The following is a 16,623-nucleotide window of genomic DNA, read 5'->3' on the forward strand; positions in this document are numbered from 1 at the left end:
TCTTGTCCTTCAAATTGTTCCATTATCCTAGTTTTATTGACTTAAATATACGGAAATTAAATGACTAACTCAATTTAATTATTTGTATTTTTTTTAACAAAAAAGTGTGCTTAAATTAAACTATCTTAGAATTCTGAAGTCTAAACACCATGAAATCAGCACACATACAACATTTATACAATAGAGTTGGTTTTGGAATTTCTCCAAAAGATTTAGAACGCTTGTCTAAAAATAGCAAACGGGAAATTGTAGATGCACTCTTCAGTTCTTCTTCAACGACAACTCCTTTAAAGGTAGATCTTTCTTTTCTAAAAGACATACAACCTGGCGATTTAAAAGACAGGGAAAAGCGACAAGAGCTTCAAAAAAAAAACAGACAAAAGGTACAAGATTTTTCTGTGGCTTGGGTGGAAAGGATTATGAATCCTACAGAAGTTTTTAGAGAAAAAATGACGCTTTTTTGGACAAATCATTTTGTTTGCGAGCGAAGAAACAACATCCTCTTTTCTCAAAACTACAACAATATGTTAAGAGCAAATGCTTTTGGTAATTTTGCAGATTTTACCAAAAAAGTTTCTAAAGAAGCTGCAATGTTGGGGTATTTGAACAACAAACAAAATAAAAAGAAAAGTCCGAATGAGAATTTTGCTCGGGAATTGATGGAACTTTTCACTTTAGGTCAAGGGAATTATACAGAAACAGATATTAAAGAATCTGCAAGAGCTTTTACAGGGTATAATCATAATTTTCGGGGACAATTTATCCTAAGAAAAAAACAGCACGATGAAGGTGAAAAAACATTCTTCGGGAAAACTGGCAATTTTACTGGTGATGACATTATTGATATTATTCTTCAACAAAAACAATGTGCTAGGTATATTTCTACAAAAATCTACCGTTATTTTGTAAATGAAAACATTCATCAAAATCATATCGAAGAAATGACAATGGTTTTCTATAAGGATTATAATATAGAAAAACTGATGCGTTTTGTGTTGCTTTCAGATTGGTTTTATGAGGCAAAAAATATGGGTACAAAAATAAAATCACCCATAGAATTTTTAGCAGGAATAAATACATTAGTACCTTATAGTTTTGAGAGACCAAAACAGGTATTATTAATACAACGATTGTTAGGACAAGAATTAATGAGACCACCCAATGTTGCTGGTTGGAAAACAGGTAGGTATTGGATTGATAGCAATACCCTAGTAAGACGTTTACGATTGCCTTCTATTTTATTAAATAATGCAGCAATTACATATGCTGATACTGGAGATGAAGAAACCATGCTTACAGATTTGAAATCTAAAAAATTAAAACGAAAAGCATTTATTAAAACAAAAACAGACTGGAATTCTTTTGAAAAAAACTACGCTAAACTGTCAAATAAAGAATTGATTTCTTTTGTTTTAACCTCAAAAATAAATCCTGAAACCAAGAATCTACTACTAAAAAATCGACACATACCGAAGAAAGATTTTTGTATTCAGTTACTATCAATCCCTGAATATCAACTTTGTTAAATTGAGCTTATGAAACGTAGAGATTTTTTAAAACAGACAACTTTTGCTTCAGGAATGTTTTTTGTTCCGCAGTTTTTAAAAGCTTTTGAGCAAATTCCTACTAGTGCTTTTAATCATAAAAAAGTAGTCATCATTCAGTTAAAAGGGGGTAATGATGGTTTAAATACTGTGGTACCATTTGGCAATGACATTTACCATCAGCAAAGAAAAAATATTGCTTTACATAAAAATGATCTTCTTAAAATTTCTGATCAAGTTGGCTTGCACAAAAGCTTACAGCCTTTACAACATTTATATGACAAAGGTTTTGTGAGTATTATTAATAATGTTGGGTATCCAAACCCTAATTTATCACATTTTAGATCTACAGACATTTGGCAAACGGCTAGTGACAGCAATGAATATTTACAAAATGGTTGGGTGGGCAGATATTTAGATATTACCAACGGAAAACCAACAAAAGCCATTGAAGTAGATGAGAGTTTATCTTTATTATTAAAAGGAAAAACGCAAAACGGATTGGCCGTTACAGATGCCAAAACATTGTACAATTCTTTAAGAGAACCATTTTATAAAAATATTTTAAAATCTCAGTCTGATGCGCATTTGAATGAGCACAACTTGGGATATTTGTACAATACAATGATAGATGCAAAATCTTCTGCAACGTATATTTTTGAAAAAACGAAGACAAAATCTGCGTCTAATAATTATCCTAAAAATGTATTTGGAAAACAATTAAAAACCATTTCTCAATTTATAAATTCGGGTTTAGATACACAAGTTTTTTATGCCGGTTTATCAGGTTTTGACACACACGCAAATCAACCCAATACACAAGCAAGATTGTTAAAATCTTATGCGGAAAGTATAAAAGTGTTTGTAGAAGATTTAGAGAAAAACAACACTTTTAATGACGTACTAATTCTTACTTTTTCTGAATTTGGAAGACGTGTAAAACAAAACGAATCTCAAGGAACAGATCATGGTGCAGCCAATAATGTTTTTGTAATTGGTAAACACTTAAAAAAACAAGGTTTGTATAACGACTTACCAAATTTAGCCGATTTAGATGCCAATGGAAATATAAAATATAAAGTAGATTTTAGAGAAGTCTACGCAACCATTTTAGACAAATGGCTGCAAGTTAATGACAAAGCTATTTTGAATAAGCAGTTTTCTAAATTGAAGTTTGTTTAAGTTATGTACTTGACTTTTAAGAAAAATAGTTGATTTCGTTTAACTTCTGCTATAAAATACTGGAATGTTCGGTGTCATTATAGTTGAAGCACATTGACGAAAAACTCATAAGAAACAAAATAAACGATAATCAAACACATGGATACAAATTAGCCTCAAAAGGAAAAAGATTTTTTGCTGCTTTAACAGAGGGAATAATTTTTGGACTTGTAATTTTAGTTATCTATCTAATATTGGGAATGTCTGTTTTCCGAATTTTGGGATAATTATTTGAATAGCGACTTTAAATTTTTAGACATCGTTTATTCTTTGGCTGCAGGCTTAGTTATTGGAGCAATATTTTATCCAATATTTATTGGAAATTTAGGACATCGAATTTTTAATTTAAAAGTCATTTCATCAGAAAATGGAGAAGATTATAAAAAACCTGAAAAAGGAGCAATTAGAGAAGGTTTAAAACATGTTCTTGGAATTTTAATAATTCCGAGTATTTGGATATTATGGGATAAAAAAAACCAGAATCTATACGACAAAATAACAAAAACTTTAGTTGTTGAAAAAAATACAGCTGAATAAAAAATGTGCAACTTTTCCTATACAATAAAGTTAAACAAACCCTTCTAATGATACTTCACTTTTCGAATGATACGCAGCGCTTCTTTATAATTGATATACGTAGTTTTATCTTCTAAATTTCGAATATAATTCTTTGCTTTTTTAAGTTTTTCTGAAACCTTTACAAAACCATGTAGATAACAAATTAAATAATTGGTGGGCAAACGCAAAACCTCTTCATGTTCAGTTGCAGAAAGTGGGCTATTTTCTTCAATTTTTTTAATAATTGAATTGCAACTGTTGTAAATATTCATCATAATTTCATCATCAAAAGTTGGTGGCTGAAATAGAAACTCTTTTACAATATCGTGTTTTCCGTTTTCTTTAAAATGAATGATTGTTTTCTCTAAAGGATAATATTTTTCTTGTTTTTCTAATCCTAAATAAATAAATTCTGTAATAATAAAAGAGTTGGTATTATATGTAATTTGAACATCATCTAAAGCAGAGAAAAACAATTGAACTCGCTCGTTTATCAGTTCTATATCTACTCTAGAAAAAAACTCTTCATTATTAATCATTTTTTGTTCTCCTGCCCAACACAACACAAATTGCTCATTAAAAACTTTGTATTGTGGGTTGTGTGCCGGTTTGTGCTTATTTATAAAATCAAACACGCCATCTAGCGTTAATTCTATATTGTTTCTAGCATTCTTTTCAATAGATTTTACAATTTCTGAATTGGTATTTCTTAGTTCAAAATTTTCACCTAAAAAAGGCATCGAATTACTTCCTATTCTGTAGAAAATAGTATTTCTCTTATATTTCCAAGCATTTTTAGCAAGCGATGTTATTTTATTATTTGGATAAATAGAGACCAAACCCACCACTTTATAGCGTGGTAAACGCGGAAAAGGAACATTTTCATATTCAATTTTTGGTGGGTTGTTTAAATACGCATTTACTAAATTCTGAATTTTACTATCATCAAAAAAATCGACCCCAAATATCTTATTTTCTTCGTCTTCTACTCCAATTACAATGTAAGAATTGTTTAACGGGTTTGAATTTGAAAGCGCACAAATGTGTTTTAAAAACTTCGCTTTTCCATCTCTAGAACTAAAAGATAGTTTTTGCTTTTTATCATAAAAACTATTCTCATCATTATGAGAAAGTAAATTTTTGATTAAAAGTCTTTTGTTGATCATGCTAACGAAGTATGCTTAATTCTTTTTGTAGATTCTTTCGCGCTTTCTCTTCAAACAGATTTTGATATTTTTCTGTAAAATATAGTTTTTCTCTGTTTAAAAAACTTTCCAAAACTTTCTTCCTACTCGGTATGTACATAAAATTTGGAAACATTTTATATTCCTTTCTTATCTTTTGAGTATAATCTTCATAAATACCCCAATTTTGTGCTAAAATAGCCAAGTCAAAATCTAGTAAAAATGAGTTGTCAATATCTTTGTCAGCTATAATTTTATGTGCTTTTGTTGATAAAATTAATTGAGATACTTTTTCTTGCTTCAATTCTTTAAGGTTGAATTTTTTTAAAACTTTTTCAGCAAATTTTACACTTTTTTCTTCGTTCTTTTTAGACCTCGATTTATAAATAATATCATGAAACCAAATTGAAAATAGCACTTCATCGAAATCATTTATGGCTGTTTTATTTTCTTTGGCAAGCGTTAGCATACATTCGATGTGAGCTAAGGTATGATAATGCCTATTTCTTTCTCCATAACGTTTTTCTATTTTCTTCCAAGTAGCATTTAAAAATAATAGATCCTGACAATATTTTTGTCCTAATTCTAACCAATCTTTCTGCAAATTCTTGACATCCATTTCTATAAATTTCTATTCAAAATTGTAGCACTTGCTTGCGCCGTTGGGTATACCACCAAATCTTCGATGTTGACATGGTAAGGTCTTGTAACTACAAAGTGAATAATATCTGCAATGTCTGCTGCTTGCAAAGCTTTGTAACCCGCATAAACCGCTTTTGCTTTTTCGGTATCTCCTTTAAAACGCACTTCAGAGAATTCGGTTTCTACTGCTCCTGGATGAATTGCTGCAACCCGAATATTGTGCTTGTTTAAATCTATTCGCATTGACTTATTTAACGCATTTACAGCATGCTTTGAGGCACAATATACGTTTCCATTAGCATATACTTCTTTACCCGCAATTGAGCCAATATTTACAATAAAACCACTTTTTCTTTTTATCATCTGTGGAAAGATGGCTTTCGAAACGTACAACAGTCCTTTCACATTAATATCTAGCATGGCATCCCAATCATCAATATCTCCGTTTTGAATAGATGACAAACCATGTGCGTTTCCAGCATTATTAATAAGAATATCTATTTTTTGGAAGTCTTTTGGGAGCGATTTTATAGCTGTTTCAACTTCGTTTCTTTTTGAAACATCAAATTGTAATGTGGTTACTTCTGTAAAATTACTTAACAATTCTTGAAGCTTGTCTAATCTATCTGCTCTTCTTCCGCAGAGAATTAAACGAATGTTATTTTTTGCAAAAATTTCTGCAGTGGCTTTCCCAATTCCAGAAGTTGCACCTGTAATAAATGCTGTTGGCTTCATATTGATTTATTCTATTTAAAACAGAAATCTATTTTTTATAGGTTATTTTAATAACAAGATTCCTGTTTTTACAGGAATAACCGTTCTTTGATAAAAGTAAATAATTGTGGTTAGAGAAACAATTCTTTAAATCTCAATTTTTCAGCAATTATTAACAAAGAAAAAACCGTCCTCCTCAGGACGGTTTCTCTTTCAATTGGTTATTAAGAAATAACCAACCAAAAATCAACTAACCAAACTTTATTTTAAATTTCTTCTAATCTTTGTTTTTCTTACTATTTTAGTACGTTTTCTATCTGAATTCCTTACAAGAGACTTTGCACTTTTTTGAGTTTTTTCTCCTTTTAAATAAGGTATAAATTCTCTTCCTTCAAAGTTGTACGTGGTTTCTGAATTTACATTGTAAAGACTAATTTTTCCATCATTTATAACGCTTAATTCAAACTCTTCTATATCTCCACCATCATAATTAAGTGTTAAAATCTTTAGGTCTTGATACCCCGTTACATCATACACTTCATATCCACCAACGTAACTCCAATTTATATTTGCAATTTGCGTGCCAAAGTCGTCTTGAGAGCTACGGAATGTTGTGTTATTTTCTGGTGTGAATTGTAAATAGTTCTCATCATCAAATGCATTCGGAACGCCACCAGTTGTGCTCGATTTTTCCCAAGCTTCATATTCTTGTAAAAAATATTCTATATTTTCATAAAATAATTGGTCGTAATCGAATTCATTTATTTGATAGCCTATTAGAAAATAAGTAACATTTTGTCTGTAATTGTACAATCTTATTTCATTATTTGAAGTTACTGTAACTTCAAAATCGTTTCTACCATCTAAATCATGTCTTGTTTCTAAAAGACCCGTAAAAGTATCGTAGGTTCCAACATCTATTCCTAAACCATTTCCTGTAAAACCAATATCTGCAATGTTATTATTTGCATACAGTACTCCATTTAAAAATGATAGTGTAAATGCTTTAGATACAAAAGGAACGTCTCCATTGCCAATTGTTCTATGATAATCTACGTACCACAAATCATAGTCTGATACTACTTGCTCTAAAGAAATCTCATCAACAAAATTATCTTCAAAAACGGTGGTACATGAGCTTACTAAGGCTCCTGTAACAATAATTGTGAAAAGTAATTTTAAAGTTTTCATAAGCTTTCGTTTTATGGTTACGGTTATGAATATTCAAATTACGTGCCAAAAATAAAACCGCTAAATAATTAGCGGTTTGTATATTGATTATAAGTTAATTAGCTACTTTTTTTTTGCTGAAGGAAAAAAGGCTGGTTGTACTGCTTTTATATTTTCAATTTTAAAATACCTTGTTTTTTCTCCTTTTTTATAACTAAGAATTGCTTCATTCTCTTTCAATTCAAAAGGAAATTTCTCTATCATTGGAGGCGTATTGTTGAATTCCTTTTTAGGATCTATATCTAAAATCAAATCTCTATCTGCTCTTTTTGAAGTTGAAAAATGACCAATTACCTGCAATTTGTCACTTAAGTCTGTCAACTCAACTTTGGTTTTTTTATTCTGGAAATAAAGTGAATCGAAATTAATTTCTGATGCATTTGTTAAATGCAACTCTAATTTAGTTCCACTAACTCCGGGTTGCCCGCCAACCCAATTGTTGTAAAATGCTTTTGCTACTTTAAAAGGTGGGTTCTTAACAAACTTATTACTACCACATTGAGAAAAACCAATTAAAATGGTTAAGATTGATAATATTTTCATGACTTTCATTTTCTACTATTTCTTTTCATGTGTTCAAATGGTATGCCAAGATAAAATAAAATCTACTCAAATGAGTAGATTTTATTTCTTTTCACAACAAATGTTTACTCTCTTTTTGAAAATTGGAAATGAATTAAAAAATAACGCTACAATCCCGTTATAGAAATTTATGTATACCAATACCATCTGTACCTTTCATAGACATCTGTTTTCTAATATAAAAAATACTTTGGTCTGAACTATATAAATTTCAAAATAGAGATTCCTTACATTAGTAATACTTCATTTCTTTTTCTTTAGAAGGATCTTTATTTTGTTTGATATACTCCGTAGGACTTATACCATATTCTTTATGAAAGCATTTGCTAAAGTATTTTTGATTATTGAAACCTGTCATGTAGGCAACTTCAGAGATATACAGGCTATTCTTTTTAAGAAGTTGTTCCGCTCGTTTAAGTCTAATTTTTTTAATGAAATTAACAGGTGTTTCGTTTAAAATCACTTTAATTTTTCGGTACAAATTAGCTCTGCTCATACCCACCTCTGATGCCAAATATTCTACACTAAATAAATGATCTTCCATAGAATCTTCAACAATACCAATTAGTTTTTTTATAAATTTCTCATCATTAGATTCAATATCAATTTCAGAGGGTGCTGCAGTAATTATCTTGCTATATTCTTTTTTAAGTTGTGTTCGAGAAACCAACATGTTCTTTACTTTCCATTTCACATAATCTAAGCTAAATGGTTTTTCTATATAATCATCAGCTCCTAAAGCCAAACATTCTATTTTGGTATCTGTTGAATTTCTTGCCGTTAGCATAAAAATAGGAATATTTTTAATTTCAGAAGTATTTTTTACTCTTTTTAGCATTGAAATTCCGTCTTCAATAGGCATCATAATATCACTAATAATAAGATTTGGTTTTTCCTTCATAACCATATCATATCCTTCTTTTCCTGTAGATGCTTCCAATATATTATATTCGCTTATTAATTCTTCTTTTATCATTGCTCTGAGCTCAGAATTGTCATCTACAATTAATATTTTAAGTTTAGAGTTGTTTTTGGTATTAAGTTTTTCATCAAATTCTGAAGATACTTCATCAATAACCTGAAATTCAGAGTTTTTTATAAAGTTTTTTAATAAAGGTGTACTTGTTTTTATAATTTCCTTTTTGTCAAATCTATTTTTACTGATAGGAAGGTAAAAAGTAAACTTTGTAAATTTTTTTTCTTCGCTTTCAACAAAAATAACTCCATAATGTCTTTCTATTAATTTTTGCACTAGTTCCATTCCTATACCAGTTCCAGGAATTTGATTGCTATAGGGTTTAGTTGCCTGATAATACCTGTCAAAAATATATTTTAAATCTTTTTTAGGAATCCCCACTCCATTGTCTTTAACAATACATTTTATATATTTTCCTTTTTCCAACCCTAGCGTAGCTAGTGCTGATTCTTCATTTGTTACAAGTGTCGCAAAAATACTGATTTCTCCTTTTTTTTGGGTATATTTAAAAGCGTTAGATAGTAGATTAAACAAGATTTTTTCTAAAATATCTACATCATACCAACCTTTTATTAGGGGATGTTCTGATGTAAAGTGATAGGTAATTTCATAAATTTTGGCAAAGTCGTCAAAAGCATTTTTAATGATACTAATATCTTTTATAATATCATTTTTAGAGATGTTTAATTTGAATTTTCCCTGATCAAATTTCCGAATGTCCATGATTTGATTGATAAGTCGGTGCATTCTTAACGTATTATTATAAATGCGTTGTGAAGTAAGTGGGCTTAACGTAAATTTTTTCTCTTTCACTACTCGTTCAATGGTGCCAAGAATTAAAGACAATGGGGTGCGTAATTCATGAGAAATGTCTGTAAAAAAAGTCATTTTCATTTGATTAAGTTCGTTGTCTTTTTCTCTGCTGATGGTTTCTTTTACCAGATTATTTTTTAATTTAAACCATCTATTCATTAAAAGAATAGTACCATACAATAGCAGTATGCCCATGACCACATACGCCAGTACTGCCCAGGTCGATTTCCAGACAGGGGGTTGAATTTTAAAAAACAATTCTGTAGGTGTTTCATTCCAGATACCATCACTATTGGTACTTTTTACTTTGAATTTGTAAGCTCCATAGGAAAGATCATTATAATTAGCATTTCTGTTAGAAGCATTTGTGTAAATCCAATAATCATTCAAGCCTTCTAACATGTAAGCATATTCGTTTTTATTAGGAGCGGTTAAATCTAATGAAGAAAACTTTACTACAATACTGTTCTTATGATAGGGTAAAATAATGGGCTGTGTTTTGGTATTGTTTGCAAGGTCTACCGTCTTTAATTCTAAATCTTTATGCTCATCTTTTGTGGCACCAAGTGTTGCAAAACTTGTAATGACTGTAGAAGGGAGGATTCTTTTTTGAGAAAAATTATTACTGTGCACTGTGTAAAATCCACCTGCGCATCCAAAGTAAAGTTTATTTTTATCTGTATTTGAGGCACTTGAATTAAAAGCAAACTGACTTTCTTTAACTCCGTCTTCAATTTTAAAAGGAATAAATTTTTCGTTTTCTAAATCAAAACGAACCAATCCGTCTTGTGTACCCATCCAAATAGTGCCTTTTTGATCTTCTTTTATAGAGGAAATGGTATTGGACAAAAGACCATTTTGACTATTAAAACTTTTAAAACTATTAGAGGCTTCCAGGTATTGATTCAATCCTCCACTTCGCGTGCCTATCCAGATGTTATTATTTTTATCTTCATGCAAACTTAAAATGGCATTAGAAGTCAACCCATTTTCTTTAGATGGCAAATAAGTTTCTATCGTTTCCTTATTGAGATCGACTTTAAAAAGACCTTCTCCTCTTGTGCCAACCCATAAATGATGTTTTTGAGTTAACAGAAAAACCGAAGTATGATTTTTAGCAAATTTAGCAATTACTTCTTTCTTAAATTGTGATAATGGGTTCTCTTTATTTATAATATCTACCCCACCATCCCAAAGAGCTACCCAAATTTCATTTTTATTAATAATGGCAATATCTGTGATTAGCTTTTTAAAAGTTTTTACCTTTTTAAAAGTAAACTTTTTATTAGGATTGTGAGATATATAGAGTGTATTACCCCTCGCTACTAAAAATTTGTTTTTTTCATAGTTTTGGGTAATGCATCCAATACTCCCCATTCCCAAATCTATTTTAACAGCTGTATTTTTCTGGGGATTGTATTTATAAAGACCGCTATTCATTCCTACTAATAGAGCATTAGGAGAATAAAATAGCAAGCTATTCGCTACATCATCATCTATATCATTTACTGCGTTAATTTGGCTATACTCGAAAATGGAAGTCCTTACACGATACTTATTAATTCCTTTTAAAGAACCAATCCAAAGATTGCCATAGGTGTCGTAGGTAATTGAGGTAATAAAATTGTTTTTTAAATTTCCTGTGTCAGATTCTTTAGAAAATTGATTGAATTGAAAACTGTTGTTATGTCGATGGGCTTTTATCAATCCATTTGTAGAGGCGATCCATAGGTCTTCACTATTTGGACTTATTACCAATGAAGTTAGTCTAGTGCCTTTTTGAAAGTTATTGGAAAAGTTTGGATAGGACTCTAACACCTCTAGTGTAGCGTCTGTTTTATTATATTTTAAAATAAAAAGGCTGTTGGCTGTAAGTGCAATAAATCTGTTATTCCCAAATTTTTTAAAAGCTCTAATGTTCTTACGAAAATTAGTATGGTGGTAAGAATTATTATCTTTTAAGAGATACAATCCGTTTGTAGTGCTTACCCAATATCTGTTAAAATCGTCTTCCACAAAAGAGGTTGCCTGTCTCTTAAAAACTATTTCTTTAAACTTCTTATTAGAAGGTAACGATTTATTATTTGGATGAATTACCACCAATCCTATGCCGTTTAAATTGGCAAAAACGTTTCCATTAGAAACTTTTTGCAGCACTTCGGTAGTGGTATTTTTATTAAATCCCTTAAATCTATTTGTCTTTCGGTTAAAATGAATTAAATAACTCTCACTTCCAATCCATAGGTTTTTATGAGCATCTTCTACAATAGAATTGATACTGTTATTAGGGATTGAAAATGGGTCAAATACATCTTGTTGATAAGAAACCAAATTGTAACCGTCGTATCTATAAAGCCCATCGTTGCTTCCAATCCACAAGTATCCAATACTGTCTTCAAACAACACATTTACTCTTTTATGAAAAGGAGCTCCCTGAATCATCAAATCATCAAAATAAGTTTCACCTACTTGAGAAAAATTATATACACTGTAAAAAAAACTCAAAACAAGAATTATTTTTTTAAGTGTTCGAATGTTATCTTTAAAAATCACAGTTGAAATTTTATGGAAGCTACTTATCAAAAGTACTTTTCTAATAGCATCTTATTCTACTCTATAAAGATATTACAAAAAAAGGTTCGTTTTGTTGCTTTCAAGGGGTTAATATGTTGCAAAATAGATAATTTTGCAACATATTTTTATATATTTTTTAAATACATCGCTTATTTAGAAAGTTATTTTTTGGGTAATTTCTGGATAAAAATAAAAGATACAAACTAAAAAGTACTCTTAAAATTTATGCAGATACTACCATTCATAAAAGGGGTTTTTAAAAATGCAACATTCGTAGGGTATTTGTTATACGTTTCTTTTTTTCTTTAATAATATTTTTGAAGTACCTATAAAATCATGAATTTTATCTATCCGTTTAGGATCGCAAAATGTATCTATAATGAAGAAAAGCCTTAACATTTTACTTATTGTAACCTTCGCATCCTTACTGGGATCTTGTAGTTCTAAAAGCACAAAGGAAGAGAAGTTTTCGCAAATTATCCAAAAAGACAATAGAAAACCTAATATTATATACATTTTAGCCGATGATTTGGGATATGGCGATTTAAGCAGTTATGGTCAAAAAAAATTTAAAACACCAAATATAGATAAACTTGCATCTCAAGGTTTACTATTTACACAGCATTATGCTGGTAATACGGTATGTGCCCCATCAAGATCTTCTTTATTAACAGGTATGCATACTGGTCATACCCCTATCAGAGGAAATAAAGAAGTTAAACCAGAAGGACAACATCCTATTCCAGATGAAACCTTCACCTTGGCAGAAGCATTAAAAAAAGCAGGTTATGTTACTGGTGCTTTTGGTAAATGGGGCTTAGGCTATCCAGGCTCTGAAGGAGACCCTATAAACCAAGGCTTTGATGTTTTTTTTGGATATAACTGCCAACGTTTAGGACATCATTATTACCCATATCATTTGTGGTCCAATAACGATTCTATTGTTTTAAAAGGAAATGCAGGGTTTAAAAAAGAAGTATATGCCCCCAATTTAATTCAGGAAAAAGCATTAGCTTTTTTGGAAAAAAACAAAGATACTACATTTTTTATGTATGTTCCTACCATTATTCCCCATGCAGAATTAGCTGCTCCAGATTCTATACTAAATAAATATAGCGGTAAGTTTTTACCCGAAAAAATATATAAAGGCATAGAAAAAGGACCTAATTATAGGCTAGGGTACTATGAATCTCAAAAAGAGTCTCATGCAGCATTTGTTGCGATGATTGAAGTAATGGACAATCAAGTAGGTGAAATTATGGCTAAATTAAAAGAATTAGGAGTAGAAGATAATACGATTCTCGTTTTTACTTCTGATAACGGGCCTCATACAGAAGGTGGTGCAGATCCAAAATATTTTAATAGCAATGGAGATTTAAGAGGTACAAAGAGAGATTTATACGAAGGCGGAATTAGAGTGCCAATGATCATAAAATGGCCACAAAAAATTACACCAGGAACCAAAACAGATTTAGTATCTGCTTTTTGGGATGTATTTCCAACTTTTTCAGAAATTGCAGAGATAGCTGTTCCAGCAGGACTTGACGGGATTTCTTTTCTGCCAACACTTCTTGATCAATCAGAAAAACAAATTCAACATGATTATTTATATTGGGAGTTTCATGAAAAAGGAGGAAGACAAGCCATCAGAAAAGGCAAATGGAAAGCCGTAAAATACAACGTATTGGAAAAGCCAAATGCGCCTATGGAATTGTATGATCTTTCAAAAGACATTGGTGAAACAACTAATATTGCTGCAATGCATCCTGAAATAGTTGATGAAATGAAACTGATATTCCTAAATGCAAGAACGCCCTCAGAAATATTTACATTCAATCAGGTTTCTTTTTAAACTTGAATAAGGTAGTGTTTTTATTGATTAAAAGTAATCTATCAAAATTAGTATTTGCTTTCTAGTATCTCTTATATCGATTCTAAAAAGCATAGTAAATTAAATTTTTTATGGTGCTTAATTTTTTAAAACATTTTTATTTTCCTACTGTAATGTGTCTTTTACAAATTAGTGCTATGTGCGCTCAAAAAATAGAAGTTATAAACATAAACACAAAGCAAGGACATCCCATTAAAAAAAGAGCTAGTGGTTTTAATGTAAGAATAGCAGATAAAGAATGGAGTTACACACATCCAGATTTCATTAAAGTTGTAAAAGAATTAAAACCTGGTTGGTTAAGGTATTTTTCTGGAACCATGGGCGATGCTTTTAGCAGCGCAACTGGGCAATATAATTTAGATTACATTGCAATGTTTGATCACCCAAAACAATATTTGAAAGGACGTCGTTTTATAGAAGTAAAAGCACCGCACAGAATTATAGATTTATACCAACTTTTAAGAACAGTCAATGGAAAATTGATTGTGACCGTAAATGCATTTTCAGAATCACCAGAAATGATTTTAGAATTGGCTCGATTTTGCAAAAACAATAACATAAAAGTAGAAGTGTGGCAATTTTGTAACGAACCGTATTTTTATATTCCAAATAGAAATCGATATTGGTGGAATGATGGCTATGATTACGCTGCTAAAATGCAACCGTATGCAGCAGCGATTCAGCAAATTTTTCCGGAAGCTAAATTAACACTCAATTATACTTGGGATGGTGTTTGGACTTTTATGAAAGAAATTCATAAATTTCAAAAAGAAAACGGTGCATACTGGAATGTGTTTTCAAAACATTCTTATGCACCTCATACTGGAAAAAAAGAAACTTTAACTCAAGCTTATAAGCGCGCAAATACAAAATTATTAGAAGCAACTTCCAAAAATGCAATGGAACAAATTGAAGCTTATACGTGGAAAGAGGTTCCCATGATTATTACAGAATTTGGAGTTTGGAACAGACCTTTAAATGGAATTTATTCGAGTATTTACAATATAGAATATGTAATGCGTCAGTTAGAACACACAAACACACAATATGTTGGAGCACATGAAGTAAGTAGCAAATATTATCCACTTAACAACAAAAAGGAAATCATTGAAAATGCCTATAAAAATAATGTAACCGTAAATACAGATACTTTATTGACAGGCATCCAAAGAGATTTAGAAGGAAAAGCATATACAATATATCATGAAGCAACAAATAATTCCGAATTTTTATACAAAACAGAAATTTCTGATATCGTAAAAGTGGATGGTTTAAAAAACAAAAAAGAAAATGGCATGTTTGCTCAAACCTATAAAGGTAATAACGGATATAACTATTTGGTTGTTACCAACAGAAGTGATCAAACAAAAAAATTTAAGATAAACGTAAACGGAAAATCGTTAAAAGAAGATATGCAAACCACGTTTATTTCTGGCAATTCTCTTAAAGTGAAAGATACAGAAATACAAAACACCACATTCAAAAAAGGAATACTTACAATAGAGCCGTTTAGTGTTTCAGTAAGTAAATGGAAAAACGATATGTATAAGTTAGAGCAACCTACCATATACAAAGCAAATATAGAAAAAGATGGTGTTTCTTTAAAATGGGGCGAAATTCAAAATGCAACTTCCTATAAAATAATGTATGGTACAGATTCTTTAAATTTAGCAGCATCAGCAATTGTAAATAACACCAATAGTTGTTCCATTAAAAATCTTTCAAAAAACAAAAAGTATTTTTTTAAGCTAGTTGCACAAAATGAAATGCAAACAAGTGATCCATCAAAATGTGTTACTGTTAGTTATCAATTACCTCAACAACCGAAAATATTTAAAGTTTCTAGACGAGACAATACCGTTACGCTTTTTTGGCAAAGTGTACCAAATGCAACAAGTTATTTAATAAATTATCTTGATGAAAATAATAAAAACATCAGCATAGATACTGATAACGTTTTTGGCTATACCATTAAAAATTTAAAAGAAAGCAGAACATATGAATTTACAGTAACTGCCTATAATGGATTAAGCAAAGGAATTGCTTCCGAAAAAGAAAATATTTTTGTGACATCAAGAGTGCCTTTGAGTCCTAGAAATGTATCTGCCATAAAAAAGAATTCTAAAACAATTGAAGTAAAATGGATTCCACAAGATAAAGTTTTAAAAAATACTTGTTATAATGTATATAGAGGAACAAAATTGCACGAATTTTCTAAAATAGCAAGTTGTGTAACGGACACTATTTATATGGACAAATCGATTAATGCAAATACTCAATATTATTACACCGTAAAAGCAAAAACAGAAGCAGGAGAAAGTAATTTTCATCCAAATATTGCTACTGCCTTTTCTTTGGAAAAAAGAAATAAAATCAGAATTCAATCCGTAGAAAAACAAAAAGAGGGTTATGTAGTAAAAGTAGCATTGAATCAAGTAAAAATCAAACCAAAAGATGTTTTCGGGATTATCATCAACAATGTTTCTTATTTAAATGTAGAAGATATTAAAATTCTTGGCGAATATGATAAAGATAGAAACAAATCCTTTCAAGTATTAATTCCTTTAGAAAAATTAAAAGAAAAATCAAATTACGCCATTAAAGCATTTTTATCAAAAAATGGAAAACAAATAGAAAGCGCTATTGTAAATCAAAAAATAAACAACAAATAAATTAAAGATTATACTAATCAAC

The 16,623-nt window shown here is 30.2% G+C and carries 11 protein-coding genes; 5 read left to right on the forward strand and 6 right to left on the reverse strand.

From position 1 onward, the window contains the following. Window positions 1-149: 149 nt before the first annotated feature. The 3 genes from Q0998_RS07355 (at window position 150) to Q0998_RS07365 (ending at window position 3,302) form a co-directional block, all read left to right on the forward strand. Complete coding sequence (locus Q0998_RS07355) at window positions 150-1,526, forward strand: DUF1800 domain-containing protein (RefSeq protein WP_299668276.1); 1,377 nt, start codon at window positions 150-152, stop codon at window positions 1,524-1,526. Window positions 1,527-1,535: 9 nt separating this feature from the next. Continuing rightward, complete coding sequence (locus tag Q0998_RS07360; protein WP_299668278.1) at window positions 1,536-2,726, forward strand: DUF1501 domain-containing protein; 1,191 nt, start codon at window positions 1,536-1,538, stop codon at window positions 2,724-2,726. Between the two features lie 270 nt (window positions 2,727-2,996). After that, window positions 2,997-3,302, forward strand: coding sequence for an RDD family protein (locus Q0998_RS07365; protein WP_299668281.1), 306 nt, complete (start codon window positions 2,997-2,999; stop codon window positions 3,300-3,302). A gap of 44 nt (window positions 3,303-3,346) precedes the next feature. On the opposite strand, the gene Q0998_RS07370 is transcribed toward Q0998_RS07365, so the two are convergent. From Q0998_RS07370 to Q0998_RS07395, 6 genes are all read right to left on the reverse strand, one after another. Next, complete coding sequence (locus Q0998_RS07370) at window positions 3,347-4,489, reverse strand: ATP-binding protein (RefSeq protein WP_299668283.1); 1,143 nt, start codon at window positions 4,487-4,489, stop codon at window positions 3,347-3,349. A 1-nt stretch (window position 4,490) separates the two neighbouring features. Next, a complete protein-coding gene (locus Q0998_RS07375) occupies window positions 4,491-5,126 on the reverse strand; it encodes a hypothetical protein (protein WP_299668286.1) in 636 nt (211 codons plus the stop codon). A 2-nt stretch (window positions 5,127-5,128) separates the two neighbouring features. Then, a complete protein-coding gene (locus tag Q0998_RS07380) occupies window positions 5,129-5,884 on the reverse strand; it encodes an SDR family NAD(P)-dependent oxidoreductase (RefSeq protein WP_299668289.1) in 756 nt (251 codons plus the stop codon). A 240-nt stretch (window positions 5,885-6,124) separates the two neighbouring features. After that, on the reverse strand, window positions 6,125-7,054 hold the full coding sequence (locus Q0998_RS07385) for a hypothetical protein (protein ID WP_299668292.1): 930 nt from the start codon (window positions 7,052-7,054) through the stop codon (window positions 6,125-6,127). Between the two features lie 102 nt (window positions 7,055-7,156). Further along, window positions 7,157-7,636 (reverse strand): hypothetical protein, encoded by a 480-nt coding sequence (locus Q0998_RS07390; protein ID WP_299668295.1) that lies wholly within the window; start codon window positions 7,634-7,636, stop codon window positions 7,157-7,159. Between the two features lie 271 nt (window positions 7,637-7,907). Next, window positions 7,908-11,969 carry a two-component regulator propeller domain-containing protein gene (locus Q0998_RS07395; RefSeq protein ID WP_299668297.1) on the reverse strand — a complete coding sequence of 1,354 codons (4,062 nt, stop codon included), beginning with the start codon at window positions 11,967-11,969 and terminating at the stop codon, window positions 7,908-7,910. Window positions 11,970-12,417: 448 nt separating this feature from the next. On the opposite strand from Q0998_RS07395, the gene Q0998_RS07400 reads away from it, so the two are divergent. Continuing rightward, window positions 12,418-13,890, forward strand: a complete 1,473-nt coding sequence (locus Q0998_RS07400) for an arylsulfatase (protein ID WP_299668299.1) — start codon at window positions 12,418-12,420, stop codon at window positions 13,888-13,890. A 176-nt stretch (window positions 13,891-14,066) separates the two neighbouring features. Further along, a complete protein-coding gene (locus Q0998_RS07405) occupies window positions 14,067-16,601 on the forward strand; it encodes a fibronectin type III domain-containing protein (protein WP_299668301.1) in 2,535 nt (844 codons plus the stop codon). The last annotated feature ends 22 nt before the right edge of the window (window positions 16,602-16,623 follow it).

Origin of the sequence: uncultured Polaribacter sp. (assembly GCF_947501385.1) — a bacterium.
Lineage (GTDB): Bacteria > Bacteroidota > Bacteroidia > Flavobacteriales > Flavobacteriaceae > Polaribacter.

What these genes read in the sequence shown, in the direction of transcription:
- Q0998_RS07370 (WP_299668283.1), bottom strand. Translation starts at nt 4,489, where the DNA reads ATGATCAACAAAAGACTTTTAATCAAAAATTTACTTTCTCATAATGAT.
- Q0998_RS07400 (WP_299668299.1), top strand. Translation starts at nt 12,418, where the DNA reads ATGAAGAAAAGCCTTAACATTTTACTTATTGTAACCTTCGCATCCTTA.
- Q0998_RS07355 (WP_299668276.1), top strand. Translation starts at nt 150, where the DNA reads ATGAAATCAGCACACATACAACATTTATACAATAGAGTTGGTTTTGGA.
- Q0998_RS07375 (WP_299668286.1), bottom strand. Translation starts at nt 5,126, where the DNA reads ATGGATGTCAAGAATTTGCAGAAAGATTGGTTAGAATTAGGACAAAAA.
- Q0998_RS07360 (WP_299668278.1), top strand. Translation starts at nt 1,536, where the DNA reads ATGAAACGTAGAGATTTTTTAAAACAGACAACTTTTGCTTCAGGAATG.
- Q0998_RS07390 (WP_299668295.1), bottom strand. Translation starts at nt 7,636, where the DNA reads ATGAAAATATTATCAATCTTAACCATTTTAATTGGTTTTTCTCAATGT.
- Q0998_RS07405 (WP_299668301.1), top strand. Translation starts at nt 14,067, where the DNA reads ATGTGCGCTCAAAAAATAGAAGTTATAAACATAAACACAAAGCAAGGA.
- Q0998_RS07380 (WP_299668289.1), bottom strand. Translation starts at nt 5,884, where the DNA reads ATGAAGCCAACAGCATTTATTACAGGTGCAACTTCTGGAATTGGGAAA.
- Q0998_RS07385 (WP_299668292.1), bottom strand. Translation starts at nt 7,054, where the DNA reads ATGAAAACTTTAAAATTACTTTTCACAATTATTGTTACAGGAGCCTTA.